At 42.7% G+C, this 25,136-nt stretch carries 23 protein-coding genes and 1 pseudogene; 5 read left to right on the top strand and 19 right to left on the bottom strand.

Translation table 11 applies throughout. The features are described 5' to 3' along the window. Positions 1–149 precede the first annotated feature (149 nt). Together NSQ91_RS12075 and NSQ91_RS12070 are read left to right on the top strand one after the other, a co-directional pair. Entirely contained in the window at positions 150–1,136 is a 987-nt protein-coding gene (locus NSQ91_RS12075; RefSeq protein WP_076183212.1) for a hypothetical protein, read from the top strand. A 33-nt stretch (positions 1,137–1,169) separates the two neighbouring features. Beyond that, a complete protein-coding gene (locus NSQ91_RS12070; protein WP_076183209.1) occupies positions 1,170–2,258 on the top strand; it encodes a hypothetical protein in 1,089 nt (362 codons plus the stop codon). 196 nt (positions 2,259–2,454) lie between these two features. Here the strand turns inward: NSQ91_RS12070 and map are convergent, their stop codons facing one another. From map to NSQ91_RS12040, 6 genes are all read right to left on the bottom strand, one after another. After that, positions 2,455–3,201, bottom strand: a complete 747-nt coding sequence (gene map, locus NSQ91_RS12065) for a type I methionyl aminopeptidase (protein WP_076183207.1) — start codon at positions 3,199–3,201, stop codon at positions 2,455–2,457. A 32-nt stretch (positions 3,202–3,233) separates the two neighbouring features. Continuing rightward, positions 3,234–4,220 (bottom strand): hypothetical protein, encoded by a 987-nt coding sequence (locus tag NSQ91_RS12060; protein ID WP_143761996.1) that lies wholly within the window; start codon positions 4,218–4,220, stop codon positions 3,234–3,236. A 168-nt stretch (positions 4,221–4,388) separates the two neighbouring features. Next, positions 4,389–5,015, bottom strand: a complete 627-nt coding sequence (locus NSQ91_RS12055; protein ID WP_076278065.1) for an SGNH/GDSL hydrolase family protein — start codon at positions 5,013–5,015, stop codon at positions 4,389–4,391. A 164-nt stretch (positions 5,016–5,179) separates the two neighbouring features. Beyond that, entirely contained in the window at positions 5,180–6,358 is a 1,179-nt protein-coding gene (locus tag NSQ91_RS12050) for an NAD(P)/FAD-dependent oxidoreductase (RefSeq protein ID WP_036685891.1), read from the bottom strand. 40 nt (positions 6,359–6,398) lie between these two features. Continuing rightward, positions 6,399–6,842 (bottom strand): DUF1641 domain-containing protein, encoded by a 444-nt coding sequence (locus NSQ91_RS12045; RefSeq protein WP_036685888.1) that lies wholly within the window; start codon positions 6,840–6,842, stop codon positions 6,399–6,401. Positions 6,843–7,042: 200 nt separating this feature from the next. Then, on the bottom strand, positions 7,043–7,885 hold the full coding sequence (locus NSQ91_RS12040; RefSeq protein WP_076305300.1) for a DUF2785 domain-containing protein: 843 nt from the start codon (positions 7,883–7,885) through the stop codon (positions 7,043–7,045). A 221-nt stretch (positions 7,886–8,106) separates the two neighbouring features. Between NSQ91_RS12040 and NSQ91_RS12035 the strand changes: the two genes are divergently transcribed. After that, positions 8,107–8,724: a nitroreductase family protein gene (locus tag NSQ91_RS12035; RefSeq protein WP_076129923.1), complete on the top strand. Its 618-nt coding sequence runs from the start codon at positions 8,107–8,109 to the stop codon at positions 8,722–8,724. A 110-nt stretch (positions 8,725–8,834) separates the two neighbouring features. On the opposite strand, the gene NSQ91_RS12030 is transcribed toward NSQ91_RS12035, so the two are convergent. The 7 genes from NSQ91_RS12030 to NSQ91_RS12000 all read right to left on the bottom strand — a co-directional run bounded on the left by NSQ91_RS12030 (position 8,835) and on the right by NSQ91_RS12000 (position 15,421). Beyond that, the gene (locus tag NSQ91_RS12030) at positions 8,835–9,455 is read right to left on the bottom strand and encodes a hypothetical protein (RefSeq protein WP_076305290.1); all 621 of its coding nucleotides are present in this window, start codon (positions 9,453–9,455) and stop codon (positions 8,835–8,837) included. 3 nt (positions 9,456–9,458) lie between these two features. Beyond that, positions 9,459–10,343 carry an EFR1 family ferrodoxin gene (locus NSQ91_RS12025; protein WP_076305291.1) on the bottom strand — a complete coding sequence of 295 codons (885 nt, stop codon included), beginning with the start codon at positions 10,341–10,343 and terminating at the stop codon, positions 9,459–9,461. Positions 10,344–11,486: 1,143 nt separating this feature from the next. Further along, positions 11,487–12,629, bottom strand: coding sequence for a DNA polymerase III subunit beta (dnaN, locus tag NSQ91_RS12020; RefSeq protein WP_076305293.1), 1,143 nt, complete (start codon positions 12,627–12,629; stop codon positions 11,487–11,489). Beyond that, positions 12,630–12,965, bottom strand: a complete 336-nt coding sequence (locus tag NSQ91_RS12015; RefSeq protein ID WP_235219526.1) for a hypothetical protein — start codon at positions 12,963–12,965, stop codon at positions 12,630–12,632. 789 nt (positions 12,966–13,754) lie between these two features. Further along, entirely contained in the window at positions 13,755–14,240 is a 486-nt protein-coding gene (locus NSQ91_RS12010) for a DUF3888 domain-containing protein (RefSeq protein ID WP_256716614.1), read from the bottom strand. A 60-nt stretch (positions 14,241–14,300) separates the two neighbouring features. Continuing rightward, entirely contained in the window at positions 14,301–15,263 is a 963-nt protein-coding gene (locus tag NSQ91_RS12005) for a phosphotransferase enzyme family protein (protein ID WP_076305294.1), read from the bottom strand. Beyond that, positions 15,260–15,421 carry a hypothetical protein gene (locus NSQ91_RS12000; RefSeq protein ID WP_175618940.1) on the bottom strand — a complete coding sequence of 54 codons (162 nt, stop codon included), beginning with the start codon at positions 15,419–15,421 and terminating at the stop codon, positions 15,260–15,262. The genes NSQ91_RS12005 and NSQ91_RS12000 overlap by 4 nt, the downstream gene beginning before the upstream one ends. A 174-nt stretch (positions 15,422–15,595) precedes the next feature. Between NSQ91_RS12000 and NSQ91_RS11995 the strand changes: the two genes are divergently transcribed. Beyond that, positions 15,596–16,810, top strand: a complete 1,215-nt coding sequence (locus NSQ91_RS11995) for an MFS transporter (RefSeq protein ID WP_076305302.1) — start codon at positions 15,596–15,598, stop codon at positions 16,808–16,810. A gap of 77 nt (positions 16,811–16,887) precedes the next feature. Here the strand turns inward: NSQ91_RS11995 and NSQ91_RS11990 are convergent, their stop codons facing one another. Genes NSQ91_RS11990 through NSQ91_RS11980 form a run of 3 tightly spaced genes read right to left on the bottom strand, consistent with a single transcriptional unit; the run spans position 16,888 to position 18,880 of the window. Further along, positions 16,888–17,598 (bottom strand): SAM-dependent methyltransferase, encoded by a 711-nt coding sequence (locus NSQ91_RS11990; protein WP_076305295.1) that lies wholly within the window; start codon positions 17,596–17,598, stop codon positions 16,888–16,890. 38 nt (positions 17,599–17,636) lie between these two features. Next, entirely contained in the window at positions 17,637–17,936 is a 300-nt protein-coding gene (locus NSQ91_RS11985) for a hypothetical protein (protein ID WP_076129917.1), read from the bottom strand. A 50-nt stretch (positions 17,937–17,986) separates the two neighbouring features. Continuing rightward, complete coding sequence (locus NSQ91_RS11980; protein WP_076305296.1) at positions 17,987–18,880, bottom strand: LysR family transcriptional regulator; 894 nt, start codon at positions 18,878–18,880, stop codon at positions 17,987–17,989. A 128-nt stretch (positions 18,881–19,008) separates the two neighbouring features. On the opposite strand from NSQ91_RS11980, the gene NSQ91_RS11975 reads away from it, so the two are divergent. Continuing rightward, positions 19,009–19,749, top strand: a complete 741-nt coding sequence (locus NSQ91_RS11975) for an SDR family NAD(P)-dependent oxidoreductase (protein ID WP_076305297.1) — start codon at positions 19,009–19,011, stop codon at positions 19,747–19,749. A 464-nt stretch (positions 19,750–20,213) separates the two neighbouring features. Here the strand turns inward: NSQ91_RS11975 and NSQ91_RS32020 are convergent, their stop codons facing one another. From NSQ91_RS32020 to NSQ91_RS11965, 3 genes and pseudogenes are all read right to left on the bottom strand, one after another. Continuing rightward, a complete protein-coding gene (locus NSQ91_RS32020) occupies positions 20,214–20,948 on the bottom strand; it encodes a X2-like carbohydrate binding domain-containing protein (RefSeq protein ID WP_445670809.1) in 735 nt (244 codons plus the stop codon). Further along, positions 20,949–23,834, bottom strand: a pseudogene (locus tag NSQ91_RS11970) (X2-like carbohydrate binding domain-containing protein); the annotation flags it as partial. 350 nt (positions 23,835–24,184) lie between these two features. After that, positions 24,185–24,943 (bottom strand): DUF6612 family protein, encoded by a 759-nt coding sequence (locus tag NSQ91_RS11965; RefSeq protein WP_076278106.1) that lies wholly within the window; start codon positions 24,941–24,943, stop codon positions 24,185–24,187. Positions 24,944–25,136: the final 193 nt, after the last annotated feature.

Genomic DNA, 25,136 nt, shown 5'->3' with positions numbered 1-25,136 from the left:
CCAAAAGTACTATTCTTCGCCAGATTACCACTTCCCTTTATTATCATAATATGATTATCATCACATAATTGGAATGAACAATTATTATAGTATAATAATGTCATTTATTTCATTTTTATTTAAATATAATGGGAATATGGAGGTGTAAATTGAGTAAAATTACTTTACCCGTTTCCGATCCACTAATAAATACTTCCAACACTTATGGGACTTTGTTTTCTATTATTTCTTCGGATAACCGCATATGGCCCTGGGTTTATTCCAACTTCATTCAGCTGAGATATGTAACGGATTGGGAAACTTACTTTTTTGACAATCATGAGCTTCTTGTTGATTATTGCCCATTTCTCAATAAGTTCATATTGCCTAGAACCATCATTTCCAAGTGGTCTTCCTTTACGGATTTCGTTGTAGACTCTATCAACGGCGATTGCTATGTATGGTGCCATCTCGACCGGTACTTTATATCTGCATATCAGGAGTTCGGCCAAGAGCACCGTTTTCACGAGACATTAATTTACGGCTACGATCTTGATCGCCAAACAGTCTGCATTCGGGACAATATTACGGGCGGTAAATTTATGACCGCTCAATGCACCTTTTCCGAACTGGAATCTGCCTTTGACTATCTGTGCAGAGAAGAAAATTTTATTACGCGTGTAACTTTGCTTAGCAAAATCGATGCAGAATTTGATTTAAACGTCGAACAGATTGTCGACAGCTTGCAGCGATATCTATCCTCCAAGCGCACATTTGATTTTATTAACCATACCACTACCAGCATTTATGGACAAAGTGTGTACCAACACCTCATTTATCAAATGGAGCACCCTAAAGAGGATGACCCTGAGCTTGACATTAGAGCTTATCATTTGCTGTGGGAGCATAAGAAGCTTATGGTTTTAAGACTTAAATATCTCCAACAAATAGAACTCCTGATGCAATGCAACCGATGGATTGAACGTTGTACTGAGCTTGAAGAACGTTCTCTTCTGAACAGAAATATGGTGCTTCGGTATAATCTGTCCATGGACCCCAAGGTGCTAGACGCACTCAAACATTCTCTGTTGACCATACAAACAGACGAAGCCAAATTATTGGGCGAAATAATAAGCGCACTCGGCTCCAAGGGATGAATTGGAGAATTAGCAGCAGTTGGAGGGACAATTATGCAGACGTTGCAGACGTTAGAAATGGAATATTACTATAATTCTGCAGGGGAGCCTATTGCAGAGGTACAGTCACTGGGAAACTGCTATACCCGTAATATTTTTTTCATGCTAAAAAGGTATGTCAATGACTCTAGCGTATTGTACAAGATGTTTTTAGATGATTTTAATCTGAAATTAGTTACCCATACTGACAGTGACCAGTTTGAATTAAGCTTGAACGAGATCAAAGATCCCGAGGATTATATAACAGTCGCTAATAAACATACTTTTAGCAACAATGCAGAGGCAGCCATCCAGACGATAGAGACACTGTTAGCAAATAACGAAGTCGTATTTGTCAATACGTTAATGAAACGAGTCCCCTTTTATAGAACATTTGAATTAAACCCGGCTCTGGAAACAGATCATATTGTGGATGGGCATATATTTTTGATCCTAGGGCAGACGGCAACTGATTTTTATTTCTTGGACAATTATATAAATTACAACAAAGAGTATTTCAAGCCTTATCCGCATAACAAAAATATCGGTCAAGATGCCAAAACTTCGTTTATAGATGCCTACAATCGGCAGTTTTCCTGTTTCACAGTGCATCCTAATCAAGATGAGCTTGCTGAATTGCCAGCCCGAGCCTCGCTCATTTTAAGAACCGCGCTATCGAATTATTATAAGCCGCCCTCTTGTACCGAAGGGCGCCTTGAATATATCGGACGATCAGCTATCCAGGAACTGAACAATCTGTTTGCAAGTGGACGCTTCATCCTCAATACAAAGATTTCAAACCGCCCCCATGACCTTTACTCTTTAACCCGGACGACGCTCACCCGTCATTCAGATAGAAAAAAAGTATTGCTGTTGCTGCTGAATTCCTTAGCGAATCCTAATGCTCTCAGCGATGTCATTCATTATGCTCGGCAAAGCATCGAACAATGGGAACTTTTAAGGAATGTTATGACCAGGCAGTATATCATGAATGAATTTACACTTACTGACCAGATGGAAGAATACATGGCCTATGTCCTTCATGCGGAAGACCTGTTTTATCATTCCATTGAAAAAAACATCGATAACTTATGCCAAATATAGGATATAAGCGTAACGCCTCATCCTAGAAAAAAAGAGACTTGTCAAATAGACAGGTCTCTTTAAAGTATTTACCGCATTGCCACTTATCACGGCTAATAACAACTTCGCTAACGACATGGAAGGAACGGAGGGTCCGGGTAAGGGCTTTTGCTCATATCCCCCTCCATCCTCCACCCCTTTAAGTCGCTATTCGAGCTTACACACTAGTCAGAATAATAGGCTCACCTTTAGTCACGATAATCGTATGTTCAAACTGTGCTACCCGACCGTTATCTACAACACTTAGCGTCCAGCCATCCGATTGCTGCTCCACATAGTCCGCTCCAGTCGAGAGGAAGGGCTCTATCGTAATTACTTGTCCTTCCTTTAGCACCGTGGTCACTCTTGGATTATAGAAGGGTAGAATTTCAAAAGGCTTCTCATGCAGTGATTTGCCAATTCCATGGCTGCACAGATTACGCACCACTCTATAACCGCGTTTGCGAGCTTCAAGTTCCATCATTCTGCCGATCTCGTTAACCTTCATTCCTGCCCGCAGATGATTGATCACACTCATCATGGTTTCCTCTGTACTCCGGCATAAACGCAGAATATCATCGTTATAGGGCGGCAGTTGAAAAGAAACGCCAGCATCCCCATAATACCCATTTAGCTCAGCAGAGACATCAATGTTGATCAAATCGCCAGCATTAATCACTCTCGGACCCGGAATACCATGAGCAACCTCTTCGTTCACACTGATGCAGGTGCTGCCCGGGAAATTATAAGTTATCTTCGGGGCTGAGGATGCTCCGAAGCTTTCCAGAATCTCAGCTCCAATAAGATCTAACTCCGCAGTCGTCATCCCAGGGATTACTTTCTTTTTCATCTCGGCGATGGTGTGGCCCACCACTTTTCCAATAGCTTTTAACCCTTCTAAATCTTGTACCGTATCACTTGTCATCCAACACACATTCCTCTCACTTCATGAATTAATCATTTGTCCAGCCTCTGAAATGCACTCCCTACCCACTGAAAAGTATCTTCCACTTGTTTGCCTGCTGCGTTATCGTAGTAACTTCTCTTGAAGCTATGCTCATCAACTTTATCCAGTTTTATGGAATACCGCTCAGGACTGCTGATAAACAGCTGATTTTCAGGTTTAATAGGCAGTTCTTCTATCACGTTATTTCTTCTGAGTGTAAAAAGCTTGTAGAAATAACCGTTACTCGTTCCATATTGTCCGATCGTAAAATCGGGATCACCATCTCCATTATAATCCTCAAACTGAAGCTGGAAAAAATCATTAAAGGTCTGGGCAAATTGATCATTTAACGGATAGCTACTCAGTGTTTTTCCATGCTCGTCAGTCACTACTAGCCTAAATCGGCCACTCCAGTTTCTTCCCGCTAACGGACTCGGTGTAGTCCAATCTTCGCTATATGTCCCCTCTAGCAGTTGCAGATTTAAAAATCCCGCTCTCCCTGTGACCGGAGACAGTTCATTATGTGACAGGGTTACTGGACCTGTTACCTCGACAGAAGTCTCCACAGGGTCTGCCTGTTCAATGTTCTCCGTATCGATTGTTCCATAAATGAGCTTTCTTAACTGGTCAGAGTTTTTTACAGGAATTGTGTAGCCCTGACTGCTGTTCTCTGCTGTAGTAAACATCCCTTCATGTCCAAGTTGATCTCCAAGCGCTATGTAATAATCTTCCGAATAGCCGTCCCCATAAACAAGCTTCATTTCAAATTCCGGACCCCAATCCAGATCATCAGAAAATTTCTTACTCTTGTTCATAGCCTCCGCAAGCGTCTTGATCAAAACAGAATCCTTTAGCGTTAAGCTCTCTGAGTGCAAAGGACGATCCGCTTGTTTCTGATCACTCGTTGCCACGGGTGTCAACGACACGCCTTCGATCCATCTGGCATTGATGAAGCCCAAATCACTTTTACATCCGCTTAACACTACGACCAATAACAAAGGTGCTATCCATATTAACCGCCTAATGCGAATCGCCTCCAATACATAAGCATATTCCAATTATAACAGTGTCTATAAATATATAAAAACGACTTTATGAACACGCGATTAAAAAAAGACTACAACCTGCTTATTAAAGCGTGGTTCTAGTCTTAAAATGGCAATTGATTAGATTGCTCCCATCGTTTTGAGCCAAGCATCCGCAATAAGTGCATGACCTGCAGGAGTAGGATGTACTCCATCATATGCCCAGTAAGCCGGTTCTGCTTTTACGGAAGCCGCTGCAAAAAGTCCATCTAGCGGAACCAGCGGTGCCCCATATTCACGTGCCAGCTCGCGGACAATATGAATTTTAGGATCAAGATCCTGACGCCAAGTTCTACGATCTTCCGGTACAGGCAAAACAAAAGGCTCTATAAGCACTAATTTAGCATCCAAAGATTTCCGAGTGCGTTCGATCAGGTCCCGATATGAAGCTTCAAACTGCTCGGGAGTGGTTTCTTCACCAGAATCAAAACGCCGCCAAGTGTCATTAATTCCAATATAAATGGACACCCACGTCGGCTTCAAATCCAGGCAATCCTTATCCCACCGTCCCTGTAAATCAACAATACGGTTGCCACCAATACCACGGTTAAAAAAAGTAAGATTCTTCTCTGGATATAAATGCCCCAGTCGAGCGGCGACCATCATTGCATAACCTACTCCAAGTGATGAAGCGTCTTCATGATTACGCCCCCAGTCTGTTATGCTGTCCCCTTGAAACAGAATGACATCGTTTTGTTGGAATATCATAAATGAAATCCTCCTCTAACTACCTCTGTTAATATAACCCAATCTATTATATCAAATACAATGAATACAGCCTACTGTGAAACATCAATAATGCAAACATTTCACTAAAAAAACAATAACAAAAACCCCGCTCAGATTTGAGCAGGGTTTAGGGTTAAACTATATTAGTAAGCTAGGCTGAACAATCCTTTAATGTGGGACAAGTAACGGATATTACTTGCTTCCTTCATTAGAGTTGCAGGCAAGCCTTTTAACGGAGTAGAACTTGCACCAACGATGGCAACACCGTCTTTACGGCCTAAGCTAGCAAGTGTACCAGAGTTGATTGGGCTAAAGCTTTCAAACGATTTATTTTTCAAGAAGGCATACAGATTGTATCCGATCAATTCACCCATTTGCCAAGCAATTTGCGCAGTTGGAGGGTAAGGACGTCCGTCTTCTGCAAAGACCACCGCGCTGTCACCAGCAACGAATACATCTTTGTGGGAAGTGGATTGCAAGAATTCATTCACCGTTGCACGACCGCGGTTAACTTCAAGACCGGATTCGCCGATGAGTGGATTTCCTTGTACGCCACCAGTCCATACAAATGTGTTAGCAATAATTTTTTGACCGTCTTTCAAGTCAATCGCATTGCCTTCTACATTCGTAACAGGAAGACCTGTCAGGAATTGAACACCACGTTTTTCCAAGCTTGCTACAGCACGTTCGATTAATGCATCTGGCAATACTGGAAGGATTTTAGGACCTGCTTCAACGAGCATTAGCTTAATTTCTTTAGGATCAACGCCATATTTTTTAGTAAGTGTAGGCAATACATCCGCGATTTCACCAACAAGCTCAACACCTGTTAAGCCGCCGCCACCGATCAGGATGTTTGCATCTGCTTCATTTTTCGATTTCGCATATTCACGAATACGATCTTCAATATGTTGATGAATTTTGTTAGCATCTGCAGCTGATTTCAATACCATACTGTATTGTTCAAGCCCTGGAATGCCAAAATAAGCTGTAGTGCTGCCAAGACCTACAACAAGCGCATCATAAGTAAGTGTCACACCATCAGAAAGAACAATTTGTTTGTTCTCCACAGAAAATGAATTAACCTTCGCGATTTTCAGGTCAATATCTTTCCCTGCGAAAAGCTTAGTTAGAGGCATAGCTACAGCACCCTCTGCAACACTACCTGCTGCAAGACGATGCAATTCTGTAATGATTTGGTGGGTAGGATACTGATTAACTACAGTAATTTTAGCTTCATCTTTTTTGAGATATTTGCGTACGGTTAAGGCGCTTAGTAGACCACCATAACCTGCTCCTAGAATGACAATATGTTTAGACATGATGTTTCCTCCGTCCCTTACGTATAAGATATGAAAATGATTATTTCTGCTTACTGCGTTCTCCAGCAACTTGAAGGTATGCATTTACGAAACGGAAAAGCTTTTGCGCTTGTGGATCTTTCAACAACTTCATAAGACCAAAAAGACCAATAACTTCGTTACTTTCATTCGCACGATCTTTTGCTTCGATCACTGTAGCTGCCATATTCTTCGCGGAATGCACTACAGGTTCAGCAAGTTCTTTAATTGCACTTACCGTATCACTTTTCAAGACATCATCCGCTGCGACAGTTTGCACAAAGTCATAGGACTTTGTAAGCACGCCAACAAGCTCAGTTAATTTTGGCAACTGTTCCACCAAGACTGTTAATGATTCCTGAACTTCTGGTTTCAAGAGCTGCTCAAGAACATCCATTTGTTCCTTGCTAACAGCTACTTTTGGTGATTCTTGTTCAGGTTGTGTTTGAGTGATTGATTCTGACATATCCAAATCTCCTCTGCAATAAGCTTTGCTGCTTAATAGTAATAAAAAACATAAGAACTTTTAACGCCATATTTCTATTATAGCACTTATCAAGTTATAAATGTCACAAAGTTTTTGAATTTCCATAAACATTTGTGATTTTTATTACATTATAATAAATTATTTAAATTACTAGTGTTAATTAAAACCGTTTGAGTGAATTAATGTACAAATTCATTCAAATTCTTCTCAGTTTTCAATAAAACATCCACAATGTCCATATTCTTCTCTGTTAGAAGTAACCTGAAATAAAGAGAACGCAGGAAGTTCTTTGTATTTATTCGAGTAACGTACTGGCTGTGGCTTCTAGGCCAACTGCCACATTGCGCCAAGTTGAGAATCCAATCGGTTATAGACTGCTGTGGAAGTAAATGATGATCGATGATTGTAACTATAATAGTAGCAATCCTTTCATCTTCTTCGTCCCTGAATATGTATTGATCGTTATAAAGCATCTTTTGAATAACTACCAGAACCTCTTCCCGCACCGCGGCATCACTCTCCGAGCATAAAACCAGCTCATCCAAGGCGTCGGCGCCATGGGCTGCTGCGTGTGCCCAGCCTTCTTTTTCCATATAACCTCTTAAGTCCCGTTCTTCCTCATAAAAACGAATCAAACCCTGCTTCACCTTTATAAATTCAGAGCTATCCAATATAGCCATTTCCCTATGCCTCTGGAGAATAAGAGCAACAACCAATACAGAAAATGTTCTTGTATACACCGTCAGATCTTCTTTATTCCCAATGTGATAAAAAAGATGCTGCTCGTCAAGAAGTATCCACAGCAGTTCACGAAGCTCCGCATCATTAAACCAATGTTTCTCATTAATCCATTTGTAGAATGTGGAATAAATCAATTCATCACGCAGTACAGGCTCGGGATCTCCTATATGCTCAAGCATCAACTTCCCATAATCCTTTATGTCCTCTCCACTTCTAAGCTCGTAGTCATTCTCTTCGATTCTTTGCAAATCTATCATCAATTGTTCTCTACTATTAATCAATTTATCCACCCTTTCATTCACTGTGTTTCTACATATCCTAATATCCTAATTTATGTCCTATTTTTTGACAACAGGGTGTTCAAGATTAACTTCAATAAATTTTATCATTGACGAATTTTATATGCTGTGTTATTTTGAGTTAGTAACATTTAGTTAGTTTATTTACAAATATCAGGTGTTGATATTTTACAACCGAATACATACACAACGGAGGAATACTTATGAGCGCTTTTACAGACTTGATTCAGTCACGCAGATCCGCTATGAATTTTGTGGAAGGGGTTATCATCCCTCAGAATGAATTAGAGGAAATGTTCTCTTATGCCAGATTGGCACCATCGGCCTATAATCTACAGCATACAAATTACAAAGTGATATCTAACGAGAGCTTAAAAGAAGAAATTCGCGAAGCAGCTTACGGCCAATATAAAATCCATACTGCTTCAGCAGTTATTGTAGTGCTAGGAGATAAGCATGCTTATCAGCAGGCTCCAGAAATCTATGGCGGGCTTAAAGCTTTAGGAGCGATGTCACAAGAGGAATATGATGAGCAAATAGAGATGATTAACAATGCTTACATTGATAAGGATGCTTTTCAAAGAGATGAAGCAATACGTAATGCCTCTCTCTCTGCCATGCACTTTATGCTGATCGCCAAAGATAAAGGCTGGGATACCTGCCCGATGATCGGCTTCGATGCTGATGCTATCCAATCCACCTTGAATCTGCCGGATCATATGGTACCTGTTATGCTGATCACGATCGGCAAAGACAAAAAACATAAAATCAGACCCCGCGGCTACCGTAAGCCAGTCAACGAATTCGTTGAATTCATCTGATTATAGATACAGCAAAACGTTCCATCCGAGGCAAGTAGCGGGTGGAACGTTTTTTAATTGGAACTCATCATGAAGATAATGAACCGTACACCCGATATACAAGAGGGGCTCTACTTCGCATATTGTAAAATGGCTATCGCTGCTCGTTCCCGTCGTTCGGAGTCATCACAAATCAAAGCATCTTTCAAAATATTAAGCGCCTTAGAGAGTGTCTCCTCATCCAATTCCAGCGGACTATTCACTTCTTGTTCATTAGCAGAAACACCTGTAATCCACAGATCCAAGCGAGCACTTGGTTTGGGACCCTTATATTGTACAACCGGTGCACTTTGGTTAAATAACTCCCGCACGCCTGTGTTTAGTTCAGAAATCGGCACACTTTTCAACCACGTCACACCACGCCGATGGCATGTACCCTCGTCAACATTATCAGTAAACTCGTTGTAAAAATAATCTCCGAGGTCCCCGAGATGTACCCAATCTCCATCGGCCACCAGCACATAATCTCCATCTTGCATCGTATGTACAAATAGCTGAAGGGCTTGCAGATGTTGCGTAAGCTCCAACTCACTATATTGGTATGTGCCAATCAATCGATCACGAAGTTCCTCTGTGCTTAGATTCTCCAGATCCCCTATTCCGGGGTAGCCGATACTCACATAATTATCCTCCAAAAATGTGCTGATCCGCTCAATCCCCAGTGGCTTCGATCCCATCCGAAACAGATTCATATGTCATTCCTCCAAATACTTAATAAAATGCTTGTAGTAGCCCTTGGATTTGGGAGTAACAAACCGTCCATCATTCGCAGAATCCTTCATTAGTTTATGAAGCTTCGGACCTCCAGTATAGGGATCTACTACGCTAGCCTTAAGTCGTGTCGCTTGGATTGCCTTCTGAGGACAAGAATAAACACAACGCATACATAATAAACAATTTTGACTGAAAACAATTCCTTCTACGCCGCTACTAATATTGGATGTTGGACAGTTTCTGACACATTTTAAACATAGTGTGCAAGCGTCGGTTGTACGCAATCCTTTGGCGAAGTATTTTCCCCCTTGGTGTTCCTCACAATAATATACTGTTCTCAGAACCCGCTCCAACACAGGGTGAATCGGCAGATTTCGTGGTGTCCGGTTTACGATTTCCTCTGCAAACAATTCCACCTTACGCTGTGCGGCTTGATACAATTGCTTATTCAACCTGTCATCATATTTAATATAAAAATTACATGGCATCGCCAAAATCGAATTGTGAAAGGGATTATATCCCTTCCCACGCAAAGAACGAAGCACCGTATTCGAAGCACCGTTATTGATATAGTGTGGAGAGGATGCCGTTTTGAATACAAATGCCGGGGTTCCATTACAATCAGGTAGCCCTTCTGCAAAACGTTCAACAAAACCGGAAGCGCCAAAGCCTAGAACCGGATGACCAATACCTATAAGATCATAGGCTTCATATTCTACAGAACGAGTGCCTTTAAAAACATCTTCCACTCTAAACAAATCTACATCTTGCCCTTTACTTCTTAGCCTTTCAGCAAATTGCTTAGCAATAATCTCCGTATTGCCCGTACCTGAGAAATAAAATATGGCCGTCTTTGCATTATGCATTCCATCCCCTCCCAGATCAAATATACCTCATTCCCGTCTGGGAAAGCTGTGAAGTTGAGATGGGTTTTGGCTAATTCGGACTCAGTTGCTCTTATTTCCATAATTCCGCTCATTTTGCCACACTATCGGACTCAGTTGCAGCTATTCGCTCAAATGTACTCCTTTTCTGCACAAATCAGGGGCAATAAGAGCTATACAGTCCGAAACCTTTGCAAAATGAACCCATATGCTGAAATAGCTGCAATACGGTCCGATACGATCAAGTTCAATCAAAAGTTAGTTGGTTTCGAGATGTAGGCGACTAAGTTTGGGACGTAGGCGGCAAGGTTGAGTAATAGGTAACTAATTTCGTGCACGGAGTAGATAGGTTGAGTCTCAGACAGCTAGTTTAAGCAATGGCTAGCACGTTTAGGAGCAAATTTGGCAGGCGGTGTTCTTTTCAGCAACCGTTCGGACTCAGTTGCTCTTATTTCCATAATTTCGCTCATTTTGCCACACTATCGGACTCAGTTGCAGCTATTCGCTCAGATGCACTCCTTTTCTGCACAAATCATGGGTAATAAGAGCTATACAGTCCGAAACCTTCGCAAAATGAACCCATATGCTGAAATAGCTGCAATACGGTCCGCTACGATCTCAATCGAGCATAAGGTAGTTGGTTTCGAGATGTAGGCGGCTAGGTTGAGCTATAGGGAACTAATTCCACGCACGGTGTAGATAGGTTGGTCTATAGGTAGCTAATTCCGCACGGTGTAGATAGGTTGAGCTATAGGTAGCTAATTCCGCACGGAGTAGATAGGTTGAGCCATAGGGAACTAATTCCGCACGGAGTAGATAGGTTGAGCTATAGGTAGCTAATTCCGCACGGTGTAGATAGGTTGATCTATAGATAGCTAATTCCGCACGAAGTAGTTAAGTTGATCTATAGGGAGCTAATTCCGCACGGTGTAGATAGGTTGAGCTATAAGCAGCTAGTTTAAGCACTGGGCAGCACGTTTAGGAGCAAATTTGATAGGCGACGTTTTTTCCACCAACTGTTCGGACTCAGTTGCTATTTCCATAATTTCGCTCGTTTTATCACACTATCGGACTCAGTTGCAGCTATTCACCCAAACCTACTCAAATACTGTACTTAACAAATCCTCAATCATGCGTCCTCACAGGAGTAATTAAAAAAAGTGTGGACGAAGATACGTCCACAGGCAGGATCACCAGTGCCCTTTCTTTTCCCGCGAACCTGATTCTAAGCGTCTCGCTATCGATCGCCCGAAGGATGTCCCTGAAATATTTTCCGTTAAATGCTACTCGAAAATGATCACCTTCCAGATGCTCCAAAGGAATCTCTTCTTTTACATCCCCAATTTCTGCAGTCTTGGACACTAAACTTAGCGTGTTAGAAGGAAGTACGCTGAGCATAACACTCTCACCAGCCAATATAGAAATACGTTCAACCACATGTAACAAACGGTCTGTCTTAACAATCACTTCGGAGAGATACGCTTTTGGGATTAAATTATTGACAGAGGGATAAGTTCCTTCTAGAAGGGCAGACTGAACCCTCAATCCATTAGAAATAAATCTGATCTGCTTGGGGCCTATTTCTAAATCGGTGCTGCTGTCTGCATCATCGCTTAATATTTTTAAAAGATCCTCCAGGCTGCTGCCCGGGATTACAACATCTAAAGGAATTGCACCGTAATCTTCTATGCTTTCAACAATATGTTGGGCGAAGCGGATGCCATCAGTGGCGACTACACGAATATTTCGCTTATCTATTTGAAGCAAAACTCCTGTGAGCACAGGTCTGGTTTCCGATGAAGAGACCGCAAAAACCACTCTTTTAAATATTTGCTTCAGGAGAGTGTTCTTCATGCTTATCTTTTGAATGTTTGGATGATCTATGTATTGGATTCTTGGAAACTCTGCCGCATCCATTCCACATAAACGAAATTGAGTGTTCCCTGATTGAATGTTTAGAATCAATGCCTCTTCGATTTCCAGCCTAATTAGTCCAGGATCAAGCTTACGAATGATCTCATAAAAATAACGCGCGGGAACTACGATCTCACCTGTGTTGTGCACAACCATCGAATCCATCTTCACAGGGAGCTTATATTCAATGGTCATTCTTATATTGCTGGCTGTTAATATCAGACCCTGAGTTTGCGCCTGAATAAGTATTCCTGAAAGAACACGTGAGGAACTATTCGCGGATATGGCTTTTAATGCTGCCTGTAATGCGGTACTAAGAGAATCTTTTGATACATGGATTAGCAAAGACTTCACCTAACTCTCCTTAGATTCCTTTACAAAATGCGCCTCAATAATGTTCCGAAATACTTGAGAGCGAGATGCGTTCTGATCCGCACAAGCCTGCTCTATCTCCTGCCAAACGTCCTCAGATAACGTCAAAGATACCTTTTTAGTTACACCAGTGCTTTTTCTACCCGCACCCTCCCGAAGACCTCCCCTTGTAAAAAGAAACCCCAACTGCCCATCTTTAGTAGCTACACCTACTTTAACTTTATCCTCGTTGTTACTTGCGCTATCGCTAGTGACTTTATCTTTAATTTCGCTAAAATTGCTCCTCTTGTGTACGCCTTCGAATTTATGATCACCCAATCCCTCGCACCTCCGTATTTGAATTTAGTAACTCAAATCAATACATTCACTAATTTCATAATACCATAATCGCCATTAATCCACCACAAGTCTAACCACAAAAAAAAACACCCCAAAGATCGGAGTGTGTGTGGTGGGCTGGGCATGAGTTTGGTATTGCAACATTGACCCATGTCTTTTTATTTTGCTTAAAATCGTTTGTGAATGTATGAGTTAATTGCACTTTATACAACTATAAACAATACATTGTGCTGCCCGAGCGAAATAAGTGTATTCTCTGCAACTAAATTCAACGATATTAACAAATTAGTGTGAAAAGACTTCTTTTAACTGCACCAAATGCAACTAAAAGTGACTAAGCTTCTTATCTCCTGCAAATAAGTGTATAAACTGCAACTATCCCGTTTACCCGCTCCCGGACACACGCACTCACCCTCATCACGCCACTAGCCCAACCTTCATTCCCTCTCACACACCCTCATCATGCCACTAACCCAATCTTTATCCCCTCACGCACACCCTCATCATGCCACTAACCCAACCTTCATCCCCTCACACACCCTCATCATCCCACTAACCCAACCTTCATCCCCTCACACACCCTCATCACGCCACTAACCCAACCTTCCTCCCCTCTCATACACCCTCTCCCAAAGACTCCTTTCCCTACAACTCCCATCATCATTACCTCAGAACTCCCTGCTCATGTAAAAATAGCTCGCCTCATAACTCAACGTGTGGCACATATTAATATCTACTCTTCCACCCACGCGCCTTACTGAAACTACACTATCTCAGGATGTTCTGATAATTTGGTGGGAAGTCTGACTTTTGGGGGTCTTTTAGATGCTTGAACGATTCAAGCTTCACCTTAGGACCAGGAGAGATCCTAAAAGTCATGGTATCTTCTCCAACTGAAATATGTGGACCAACTGTAGGATATACGTTAAGTGTAATCAAGAAATCAAACCCACGGAAACCATTGGTCCGCTTCACCTCAGTCACATCCACAAAGTAAGGATAAACCATTGGCGATTCTCGCAAAAGCGGCGAATAAATATCTGCAATCTTTTTCTCAATATGGGGTAAAAGAAATAACATCAGCATGTCTTGAAACTTAAGTTCGCGAGAATCTTGATCTGGCAGTTGAAGTCCCGAATCAGACCTGGAAGGTGTTACAGACTGAGGTTGAATTAACCTATTTGCGGAGCAAGGTTGTGGCGTCAGAACGAGCATCACTGCGACAAGAAGGGGAGCAATCCAGCTTTTTTTCATCACAATAGCCTCCTTAGGGAACTTTATATAAATTCCCCAAAGAGACCCTATTTCTATACGTTAAATCTCAATCCTGTTAAAAAGAAAGGGTTCTCCCTTAAGATAATTTCTTAGGATCGCTAACGCATACAGCTGTTCTGCTTTTAGACCCTCGGTTTCCCTCGGATCGGATGCGTGATGGCAATAATTTTCGATCATAACCATGACCGTAAAATTCTCTAAAGTCTGAACCCACTCCCCATCAAGCTTGGCGATACTTTCGTACCCCTTAATGACCCCTTCTCTTTGCAATGGATACAGTCCAAGAAGGGTATGTGCTACGTCATAAAGATAATACCCCCAACCACATCTCCCAAAATCAATCGGCCGAGGTTCGCCCTCTTTAAATATGATGTTGCCTTGATGTAGATCTCCATGGATAACGCCATAAGACCTTCTGTTCTTATTTTTATGCTGCTTGCTTAACCAGTTGTATAATTTCTCAGCTGCCGACTGATACAGCACAAACTCATCATCCGTAAGAAAACAATGATAATGCAGCTTTAAACGAAGCATTGCTTTTCGAAAGCTATGTTCATCCCAAACAGGACGATTAAAGCCAGGGGGTAACTCCAGCTCCTGTGCCGCCTTATGTAGCTTGGCTAATAGAACGCCTTCTTTGTAAATTTGTTCTTCGGTAAGATTTTCATTCGCATGTTCCCCTTCAACCCAGCGCATTAAAGAGGCATAAACACCTTCTCCATTTCCCTGTTCCACTCTGAACGTTACAGCACCCGTGCGATCATGAACACCTTTTGGCAGGGGGACATCAATTTTGCTCTTCAAAAGCTCCAGCCACGCGATTTCGGAGTTAATTTCCTCTTTAGATCTCCCCGAATGAAGGCGCAGTAAAAAAGTTCCCTCTTTATTAGTTTCGATAACAAAGGTACAGGTATCCGATAGCTGGTTAAAACGAATCTGCGTCCAATCCAGGTCAAAGTTCTGAAGCGCTATTAAAGCTGCCTGCTTATAATTTTTTCTCATCGCAAAGGAAGGAACAATTCAGTCTCATCGGGCCAGGAAGGGTTCGCAAATTGATAGATTTCTATAACCAATCCACGATCATTACTCTGCAAACTGCTATTAAATTCTCGCTTCATTTCCGGCAATTCAAGCACTTGGACTTGGCCTTCATCATTCATAAATAACCATCCCTTCAATGATCTATAAAAATGAAAACTATCTGAAAAAATATTTATCTTGAAAATATTTTCAGAAAACTAAATAATAGAAAAGCAATACTTACATGTCGGATCTATCATCTTAACCAAGGTGGAGCTTCATTACAGGCAGAAGAAAGGTTGAACATCGGCATCATGAATGCAATTCCAAACCTCAACAAGGCACAAACACGCAAAGAGCGAGCAGGGAAAGAGCCCTTTCCCATCTCTATACTCTCTCTTACGGTAGGCGCTTTTGCAATTGGTATGACTGAGTTTGTTATTATGGGTATTTTACCAAATGTGGCCAACGATTTACAGGTTAGTATTTCGACTGCTGGCCAACTCATTACAATGTACGCACTTGGAGTGGCCGTTGGCGCACCCATCCTGACCATTCTCACGCAGCGCATTCCGCAAAAGAAACTGTTATGTCTTCTCATGATTCTTTTTATACTGGGCAACGGAATCTCTGTGTTTGCACCAAACTATACCGTTCTCATGGTAGCTCGTATAATTACAGCTTTAACTCATGGTACTTTTTTTGGGGTTGGCGCAGTCATTGCATCCAATCTTGTACAACCCAATAAGCGGGCCGGAGCCGTATCTATTATGATGGCAGGTTTAACGATAGCCAATATTGTCGGAGTTCCTCTAGGAACATTTATTGGACAAAGTATGGGCTGGCGGGCCTCATTTGCAGCGATTGCTGTCATGGGAGTCGCCGCGCTGATCGGCATCCTCATTTTTATTCCAAAGCTTAAACAAGAGAAACCAGCGAGTGTTATCCAGCAGATTGCTGCGCTGGCTAATCCAAAGCTGCTGCTATTCTTATTGATCGGGGCGTTAGGGAACGCCAGCTTGTTCACCGTGTTCACATATATTACTCCACTGCTTGAAGAAGTGACCGGTTTTGCTGAACATAGTGTGACTTGGATTCTAGTCTTATTCGGCTGTGGGGTGACCATCGGGAACATCGTTGGCGGAAAGCTTGCGGATTGGACGCTGATGCCTTCTATCGTGGGACTTTATTTTGCAGTCAGTATGATTCTAACGATCTTTTCCTTCACGATGCATAGCCCAATAGCTGCGGTAATCACAATATTTTTCTGGGGTATGGTGTCCTTTGCGGTCATGCCAGGTCTGCAAATACGGATTATGAGTCTGGCTCAGGCAGCCCCTGCACTTGCTTCAACGACCAGCCACTCCGCCGGGAATCTCGGTAACGCAGCGGGTGCCTTTATTGGCGGTTGGGTTATTTCTCATCTAGCGATCACTTCGCTTCCTTGGGTCGGTGCGGTTCTAGTGGGCCTTGGTCTGGTATTAGGCATAGCTTGTTTTGTAGCAGAACGGAAAGAAACTGTAGCGTAAGCTTTATAGATATTTATACAAAAAACGAGGGTGCTCCCAAAGTCATCATGGCTTGAGGCACCCTCGTTTTTTATATTTCAGAGGAACAATTCTGCTCTTCTAATCTTCAACATCTGCTTTGCACCTTTTTGAAATTCATAAGGAACCTCTAGTTCCTCTGCAGTAAATCCTTGCCTCACCAAATCATCAATAAGGCGGTCTAAATACTTATACCTTTTACAAGAGAGGTCGACTAGTGGAAAGATTCGAAGCTCGCCTCTCGTCACCCGCATGAGTTCCTTAACAGTCTCTAAATGAAATTCATAGTCCAGCCGATCGCTGTACATAAATAGAAAGTGAGCAGATAATGTCAGATCAAATGCTTCATCCGCAAATGGCAGATCCGGAAGTATCACAGGAACATATCGCTGCGGGGTTTGTCTTCGATCCTTAGTGCTGGCGGTTAACGCTGCGTTCCTCGCTTCGGTCAGCCCCTCGATTGATTTAAAGTAGTTCCAAACGAAATTATCCTGTACTTTTTCCATTCCGGACATCGCATGTGCAATATCTTGAGCCCCTTTGTCTGCCAGCTCATCTTCAGAGTAATAGTAAGCAATATCAGCAGCCGTTACTTCACCACCCAACTGATTCGCTATTGCTGTAAAAGAGCAAGCACCCGCAGGACAATCCAGAATGCTCTGGCCGATAAGATCTGATTCCAGCAAATCAAACATACGTATATATTCCTCATAGGTTCTGCCAATAAAAACAATTCTCTCCAAATCAAGTTTTCCCTTTGCTCCGCTCATCTCAGCTCACCTTTCCTCTTCTAGGCTCATCTACACTTCTACTTCTGTTTTAATATACGAATAAGGTAATCCATTAGAATACCCAAAATCAAAAACGTTCCAAAATGAATAATATACGTTGGGAATCTGACGCTGATTAACGCACTATTGGTTCCCCATCTCGGATTATTTACATCAACCATGAAGCTTTCAAAAGGTTCTGTAAAGATCAATGTATCTATAATAGGGTTCAAACGTACAAGAATAATATTCGCGATCCCCACCCCCAGATAGTCACTCAGACAGATGATGATACTTATAATCGAAAGCCAGAAACTGAATTTCCTCCTAAAAAACATCAAACACCGCCCTTTCTATTTTTTCTATTTCTTAACAATTCGTTTAAAATTCAAAATATCCTTGTCACGGTTAGTTCCTGTTTTAAAAAATGATACAATCTGGAGCTCGCTTGCTTAAGCGGATAATCTGAAAGTTTACATAGGATCCCACAGGTCATATCAATAACCTTCCCCTCCAGCTTCCGTACTATAGTTCCTGCCGGGGCTGGATTCAGCACAATCTCAGGAACAAGTGCCAGGCCTAAACCACTTCCCACAAAATATTTCAGCGCTGTCATGCTCCCAATCTCCATTGTATCTAGTGGCGGCCCGCCTGATTCCTGCAGCACACTTTCTAATTTTTTACGATAAGGACAATTCGCTGCCGTAATCAGTAAGCGATGACTCTGTAGATCCTCTGGGGTGATACGTTCCTTGGATGCTAGCGGATGCTCTTCTGGCAAAAGTAACAAGAATTCCTCCGCAAATAAGGGTTCAAAATACAGCTCCTTACCGAGCTCTGGTGCCGAACACACTGCCAAATCAATTTCACCACGCAGGAGTAGTTCACTAAGTGCGGCGGTTCCCGCAATATCCACGGAGACCTTCACTTTAGGAAATTGCACCATAAACCTACTTAAAAGCTGCGGCAAACGACAGCTTGCCGTAGGGTCCGTTACCCCTAATCGCACGTTGCCAGCTTCCCCTATTTTTAAATCAGCCAAACGGCTCTCTAGTCGTTCCATATCTTTAACGATATGTAAGCTCTCTTCATAAAACAATCTGCCTGCTTCTGTTAAGCTGATTTGCTTCCCCCGCTCAAGCAATTGACATCCCAGATCAGATTCAAGCCTTTGCATCTGCATCGTAACTGTAGATTGGGCATAGTTCAATTCTTCTGCTGCGCGATTAAAGCTTCCGGAAGTTACGATCGTTTGAAAGGTTTTTATTGTTTTTAGATCCATCCTAGGGCCCTCCCCTATTCAATTCAAATTAATTGAACCAAACCTTCATTATATTCAATTATACGAAATCCACTTTTCTCTATAGAATACTTTATAACAACATACGCCAACTTAAGGAGTGATTGAGGGTGGATCTCAACAATAAAGTCGTATTAGTAACCGGTGGAGGGACTGGAATTGGCAAAGCTGTAAGCTTGGAGTTATCCAAACGCGGAGCCCACGTCGTAGTGAACTATTCTAGATCTGAGGATGAAGCCAATGAAACCGTAAAGACGATTCTGAATCAAGGAGGGCAGGCTATAGCAATACAAGCGAATGTGTCTAAAGATCAGGATGTGCGAAGTATGGTCGATTCGATTATTCAGCATTTCGGGACAATTGATCTGCTAGTGAATAACGCCAGTATAACTAAACATATTGCTCTCGGAGATCTGGAAAAGGCAACAGAGGAAGTATGGGATGAGTTATATGATGTAAATGTGAAAGGAATGTTTTTTTGCGCCAGAGCGGTTGCACCGTATATGAACCAAAAAAATTCAGGAGCCATCCTCAATCTCGGCAGCATCGCTGGACAGACAGGCTTAGGCTCATCCCTTCCTTATGCCGTCTCCAAAGCGGCTGTCCACGGTCTTACCAAATCGCTGGCACACGCGCTGGCTCCCCATATTAGAGTTAACTGTGTAGCACCGGGAGCCGTTGCTACTAGATGGTGGTCTGGACGAGAAGAACAAATGCATAAACTAGCCCCTAATCTGCTGCTTCCGCATATTTCAACCGCCGAGAATATCGCCCAGTTCGTCTGCGCTGCGCTAGAACAGGAAGCAATGACTGGACAGATCATTACCATAGATAGCGGACAAACATTGTAACAGCCAAAACAGCAAATGGTATGTCAGAACTACTTTTAAATATCATTAGCTGGTTTTTGCGTACCGTACAGGAGGAAGTGAAGCGTTGATAGCATAATTGGGGAATTTCTCCCTAAAATTCTAAGTTTTTTGGTCATCCAGCCAATAATTAGGGAAAACCTCCCTAATTATTGGCTAATTTGCTGGAAACTAACGAATTCGCCTGATTTTCAGGGAATAATTCCCTGATTTCGTTGATTTAAAGCAAATATCGGCTATTTTCAGGGAGGTTTTCCCTAATTATTATATAGCAACACTATAGGAACCATAAATGCATCCGACATACCACATATCGCATGATTCATAGAACGTAGCACATAGCGTACATACCACCTATAGCTGAGGGTTAAAGTAAGAAACTGCCCCAAAAGTAGAATTTTCTACTTTTAGGACAGCCTCTTCAGCATAACTATTGGTGAAGATTCTTAGTTAGGTTCATTACCCCAGATCAGGCTACCTGAGATGTAGGCGGGCGCTTTTGTCCAGTCTACAAAATTGGTATCAACCGCATTAAAGGAGTAATCTCCGGTTTGAGTGTAATTTGACCAATCCTCTTTAGCTACTCGCACTTGGATATCGATGCTCGCACCCGCAGCTAGTGAACCTGCTGCACTCGAGAATCCAAGCTCCAGATAATAATCCGCATCCGCTTTAGCCGTTGGCAGCTTCACAAACGTGCCCGTTACATTCGCGCTTCCAGCCTGTGACCAATCGCAGAAGAAGCTTTGTGCCTTCTCTCCGTCAATTGTGTAATAATATCTTAATTTCACATCAGAAAGTGCAACGGCACTTGTACTTGTGTTCACCAGCTTAAACTTTGGATTTAGCGTATTTCCGGAAGCAGTCACTGTACCGTTATACATCTGCACTTTCAGTGCTGCTGTAGGAGCTACTGACGTATCTGAGAGAGTGACAACCAAGGATTGTGCCGCTCCGGCACTAAACTCAAAGGTCAGCGTTGTCGTTCCTACCGCTTGAGTTGCCAAATACTCCTTCTTGAGAGTGACTGTTGATCCACTTACCGTATAATCCGTTCCTGCTACGAGGGTTGCCGTTCCGTTCTTGATCGTGCTCAGTGTATTTCCGTTCAACGTCATAGTTACTGCCACGTCTGCCTGATTCGCTGTTTTCTTATCAAATCCCGCGCTTGTTGGCGTTATCGTGGAGTTGGATACCGGTGTTGTAGTATCCGTTACCGCTACCGCCAAGGATTGTGTAGCTCCAGCGCTAAAGCTGAACGTCAGCGTTGTCGTTCCTACCGCTTGTGTCGCTAAATACGCTTTTTTAATCGTTACTGTTGATCCACTTACCGTATAATCCGTTCCGGCTACGAGGGTTGCCGTTCCGTTCTTGATCGTGCTCAGTGTATTTCCGTTCAACGTCATAGTTACTGCCACGTCTGCCTGATTCGCTGTTTTCTTATCAAATCCCGCGCTTGTTGGCGTTATCGTGGAGTTGGATACCGGTGTTGTAGTATCCGTTACCGCTACCGCCAAGGATTGTGTAGCTCCAGCGCTAAAGCTGAACGTCAGCGTTGTCGTTCCTACCGCTTGCGTCGCTAAATACGCTTTTTTAATCGTCACTGTTGATCCACTTACCGTATAATCCGTTCCGGCTACGAGGGTTGCCGTTCCGTTCTTGATCGTGCTCAGCGTATTTCCGTTCAACGTCATAGTTACTGCGACGTCTGTCTGATTCGCTGTCTTCTTATCAAAGCTTGCAGTTATTGGCGTAATGGTCGAGCCTGTAGCTGGTGGATTTACAGGATCAGCATACAAGGTGCCTCGGCCATTCGTACCGAGATATACACGTCCATAGATTCTTGGATCCCCAGTAATCGCCATATTGATCTTAGCGTATTGGTGAGCATCGTCATTAATACGAACCCAAGTTGCGCCAACATCATCGGAACGGAATACGCCCCGTACACCATCAATCTTAGCTACGGTGTACAATGCCATATAAGTTTGGCCCGGAGCAGCCTTCCCATATCCAATAAGATCAGCTTCTTCTACATTCGTTAACTTCGTGAAGCTCGCACCTGAATTAGTGGAGTGCCATAGACCATATTTATTCTCAACCGTATTCCCTCCGGCGAACCAGATGTCACCTTCAATACCTGGAACTGCCTTCATACTGATTTGGGCTTCATTCGGCTGTAATCCAGCCACATTATTGGTCGGGAAGCCCGAAGCTGCGGTGGCAGTAAATGTAGCTCCACCATCCACACTTACATAGAAGGTTCCTGCATAAAATCCATAGTATTTGTTAGGATTCACGCGATCAGACGCTATCTTCGCTCCAGCCGGTAATCCTGCACTTGCTGTCCAAGAATTGCCTGAGGTTTTGGAATAATACACCCCGATATCTGAGGTGCTCCACAGAATGGAATTACCACTTGCAGAGACAGCTACTTGTCCATGGCCAACCGTTGTTTTGGTTCCATTGGAAGGCTCGGAGTTTGGCATGTACCAGTTCACTCCACCATCGTTAGAGATACCAATGGACTTCATACTTGGCGTTTTTTCTTTATCTGCACTGCCTACCCGCACCATATAGGACGGACTCAGTTCAGCATAGTCAATACTCATCGTCGTTGCCCATGAAGGACTGGTCTGGAATTTAGTCGGCGCTACCGACAAATCCTCATGACGGAAACCGGAAACGTCACCAAGTGCAGTGATCAAATGGGAGGTTCCCGTTGGCGGGCTAATTAGCCCCAGCACTGCAGTTTCCTCCACACCTTTTGCCATGACAGAGATATTTACCTTGCCTCCGGTATCCCATGAGGTCAAATTGTTCGACCCATAAATTGTTGCTCCAGTGCCGTACATCATTCGATTCGAGTTAAATGGATCAATTTCCAAATCACCCATCATCCAGCCTAGCTTCGGTGAAGGATCCAGGGATGTTGAAGTGGTTCCATGATCGAGCCATGGAGCAGCGGTGATGTCCATGCTGAACTTATAAGTCCGTTCTGGATAATTGCCCCAATCCCAAATGCGACTCCAAGTAGCCCCACCATTGGTACTGCGGAAAATAACTTCATCAGGCCACCAAGCGTTTAAGCTGGATACCATCAATGTGTTAGGGTGCTGAGCATCCAGCGCCAATCCACCAAAGCCATACCAGTTATCTTCACCGGTCGTAGGACTGATATTGGTCCAAGCCCCACTAGTTTTGTTGTATTTCCAAACTTCACCCTTACTGCCATCATAGGGACCTACACCATTACTATAAGTAATATAGAGATCACCTGTGGATGACAGCTCGCCGTGATGTGGCAAGAACCCCGTAGGTTGTCCAGCCAGAGCTGTCCAGGTTACTCCACCATCTGTACTCCGATATACGCTGCTAGCCGTATCGGCCACACCGACATATATCGTTTGAGTAGCGTTGCCAAGTGTACCTGTGCTCTTATCGAACGTGATCCAAGACAATCCGACAAGATCATTCCCATAATCAAGTGTCGGATTCTGAATATACGTTCCTACGTTTGGAAAAGAGGTTACCTTTGACCAAGTTACACCCGAATCAATACTCTTCCAGAGACCATTACCACTTCTAGCTCCAAAATAGAGAATGTTGTTCTTATTGGGGTCGATGACTAGACGTTCACCAGCGGAACGGCCAGGCATATTGCCACCTACTTTAAAAGGCAGTGGAGTAGTTTGCCAGGTGTTCCCCCGGTCATTAGAGCGCATAATCTGGCCATTATTATCCCAATGATTAGTATACGTACCCGTTGCCATGTAGACTTTATTAGGATCAATTGGGTCTGTAGCCAGAGCATCAACACCATTCTTGTTCCAATCTACCCAGCCTACCGAGTCACTAATTGATGTCCAGCTAGATGTAGCTTGATTCCAGCGATAGGCCCCGCCAATATCTGTTCTGGCATAAATCAGATTCGGTTCAGTTTGATTAAAAATAATTCCGGGTACAAAGCCCCCGCCAGCTCCCGTTACAACGCTTTTCCAGGTGTAAGGTTCACTTGAGGCTGCATGGGTAGTAGCTGGGAATGCAGAGAATAAAGAGCCTACCATCGCGCCAAGCAGGACCAAAAGTCCTGTTTTCCGGATACGGTTACGAATCACGTTTTACGCCTCCTACGATATAATTGGTTTGTTTATGCCTTCTTCTTACTCTATATCCCTGCTCCTCCCTCCCCCTTAATCCATACCTTCAAAACTTAGACTCCATTTTCTGATAACGCTTTCATTATAATGGTAAGGTTTTTCATTATCGAGAGAAAATGGTTATATTTTGCAGAAGATTGTCTCTAAAAATCGTACCATTTTCACACTTCTGGATACAATTTCACTAAATTTTGATTGAAAATAATTCTGCTGATAAAGAAAACCTCCGGAATAAATCCCAGAGGCTTCTGATATAACTATTCTTCACTAGTATCTACAGGCATAACAATCTCTTTTATACCATTAAAATTGCTGATAGTTGTTTGCAACGTGAGCACTGACTCTGAATTTAAGTTTTCTGATTTCAATGAAGTGAATATTTCTGCCTCCACTTTATGCGGCAAAAGTGTAGTTTTATCCAGCGTATATCTTAGTTTAATCTTGTCTGTCAAATTCTGCTTCATCAATTTCATCGTTTCCTTACTCGCATCATGAGACGATATCTCTATCGAAAGTATGTATTCTTGTTCCTCCTCAGAAACAACGATCCCCTGAGAATCTATCCGGTACATGTCTATATAATCATACGGGTCAATAAATCTTTGTGCGATTTGTTTTTCTTTCGCTGGAATATAATCGTCCTGCTTAATAAATAAATCATCCATTACCTTTGTATGATATTCAGTATCCGATATGTATTCTTCTCGTTCCTTTCCTTCCGCAGTCTCCGATTTTAGATATACGGTATAAGGATTTCTAACATAGTCGACATGAAATGAAACAGCGCTCGACCAATGTTTATCTTCACTTTTTTCCGATTTGCTGGATGTTTCTTCTTGTTTCTCCATTTCTATAGTATAGCTCTCCTGCTTAGCCAGTTCACTCCGAGACATGCTGAGCAGCTCCTCTGCACGCTTATCTCCCTCTCCTTCAGCACCTGATTTAGTGTTCGTTGCACAACCTGTCAAACCTAACATACAAATGATACCGATAAAAACCATTTTTCTGATAAACATATTACTTCCCCTTCACTTCAAATGAAATCCAAATATAACTAAATCTATTTTATCATTATAAAGTTAACAGCTTATATGACGGAAAAGGTAGACATGTGAAAAAACGGCTTAAGATACGCAGTTGTTGCGCTGAATTTAGTGTTTTAATGCAAATCAAAAAATACCTCCCCGACTTTACAGCAGAGAAGGTATT

This window comes from Paenibacillus sp. FSL R7-0048, assembly GCF_038004505.1.
Taxonomy (GTDB): domain Bacteria; phylum Bacillota; class Bacilli; order Paenibacillales; family Paenibacillaceae; genus Paenibacillus_AQ; species Paenibacillus_AQ odorifer.
The sequence above is the reverse complement of the archived record's forward strand: the minus strand, read 5'-3'. Positions and strand labels throughout refer to the sequence as shown.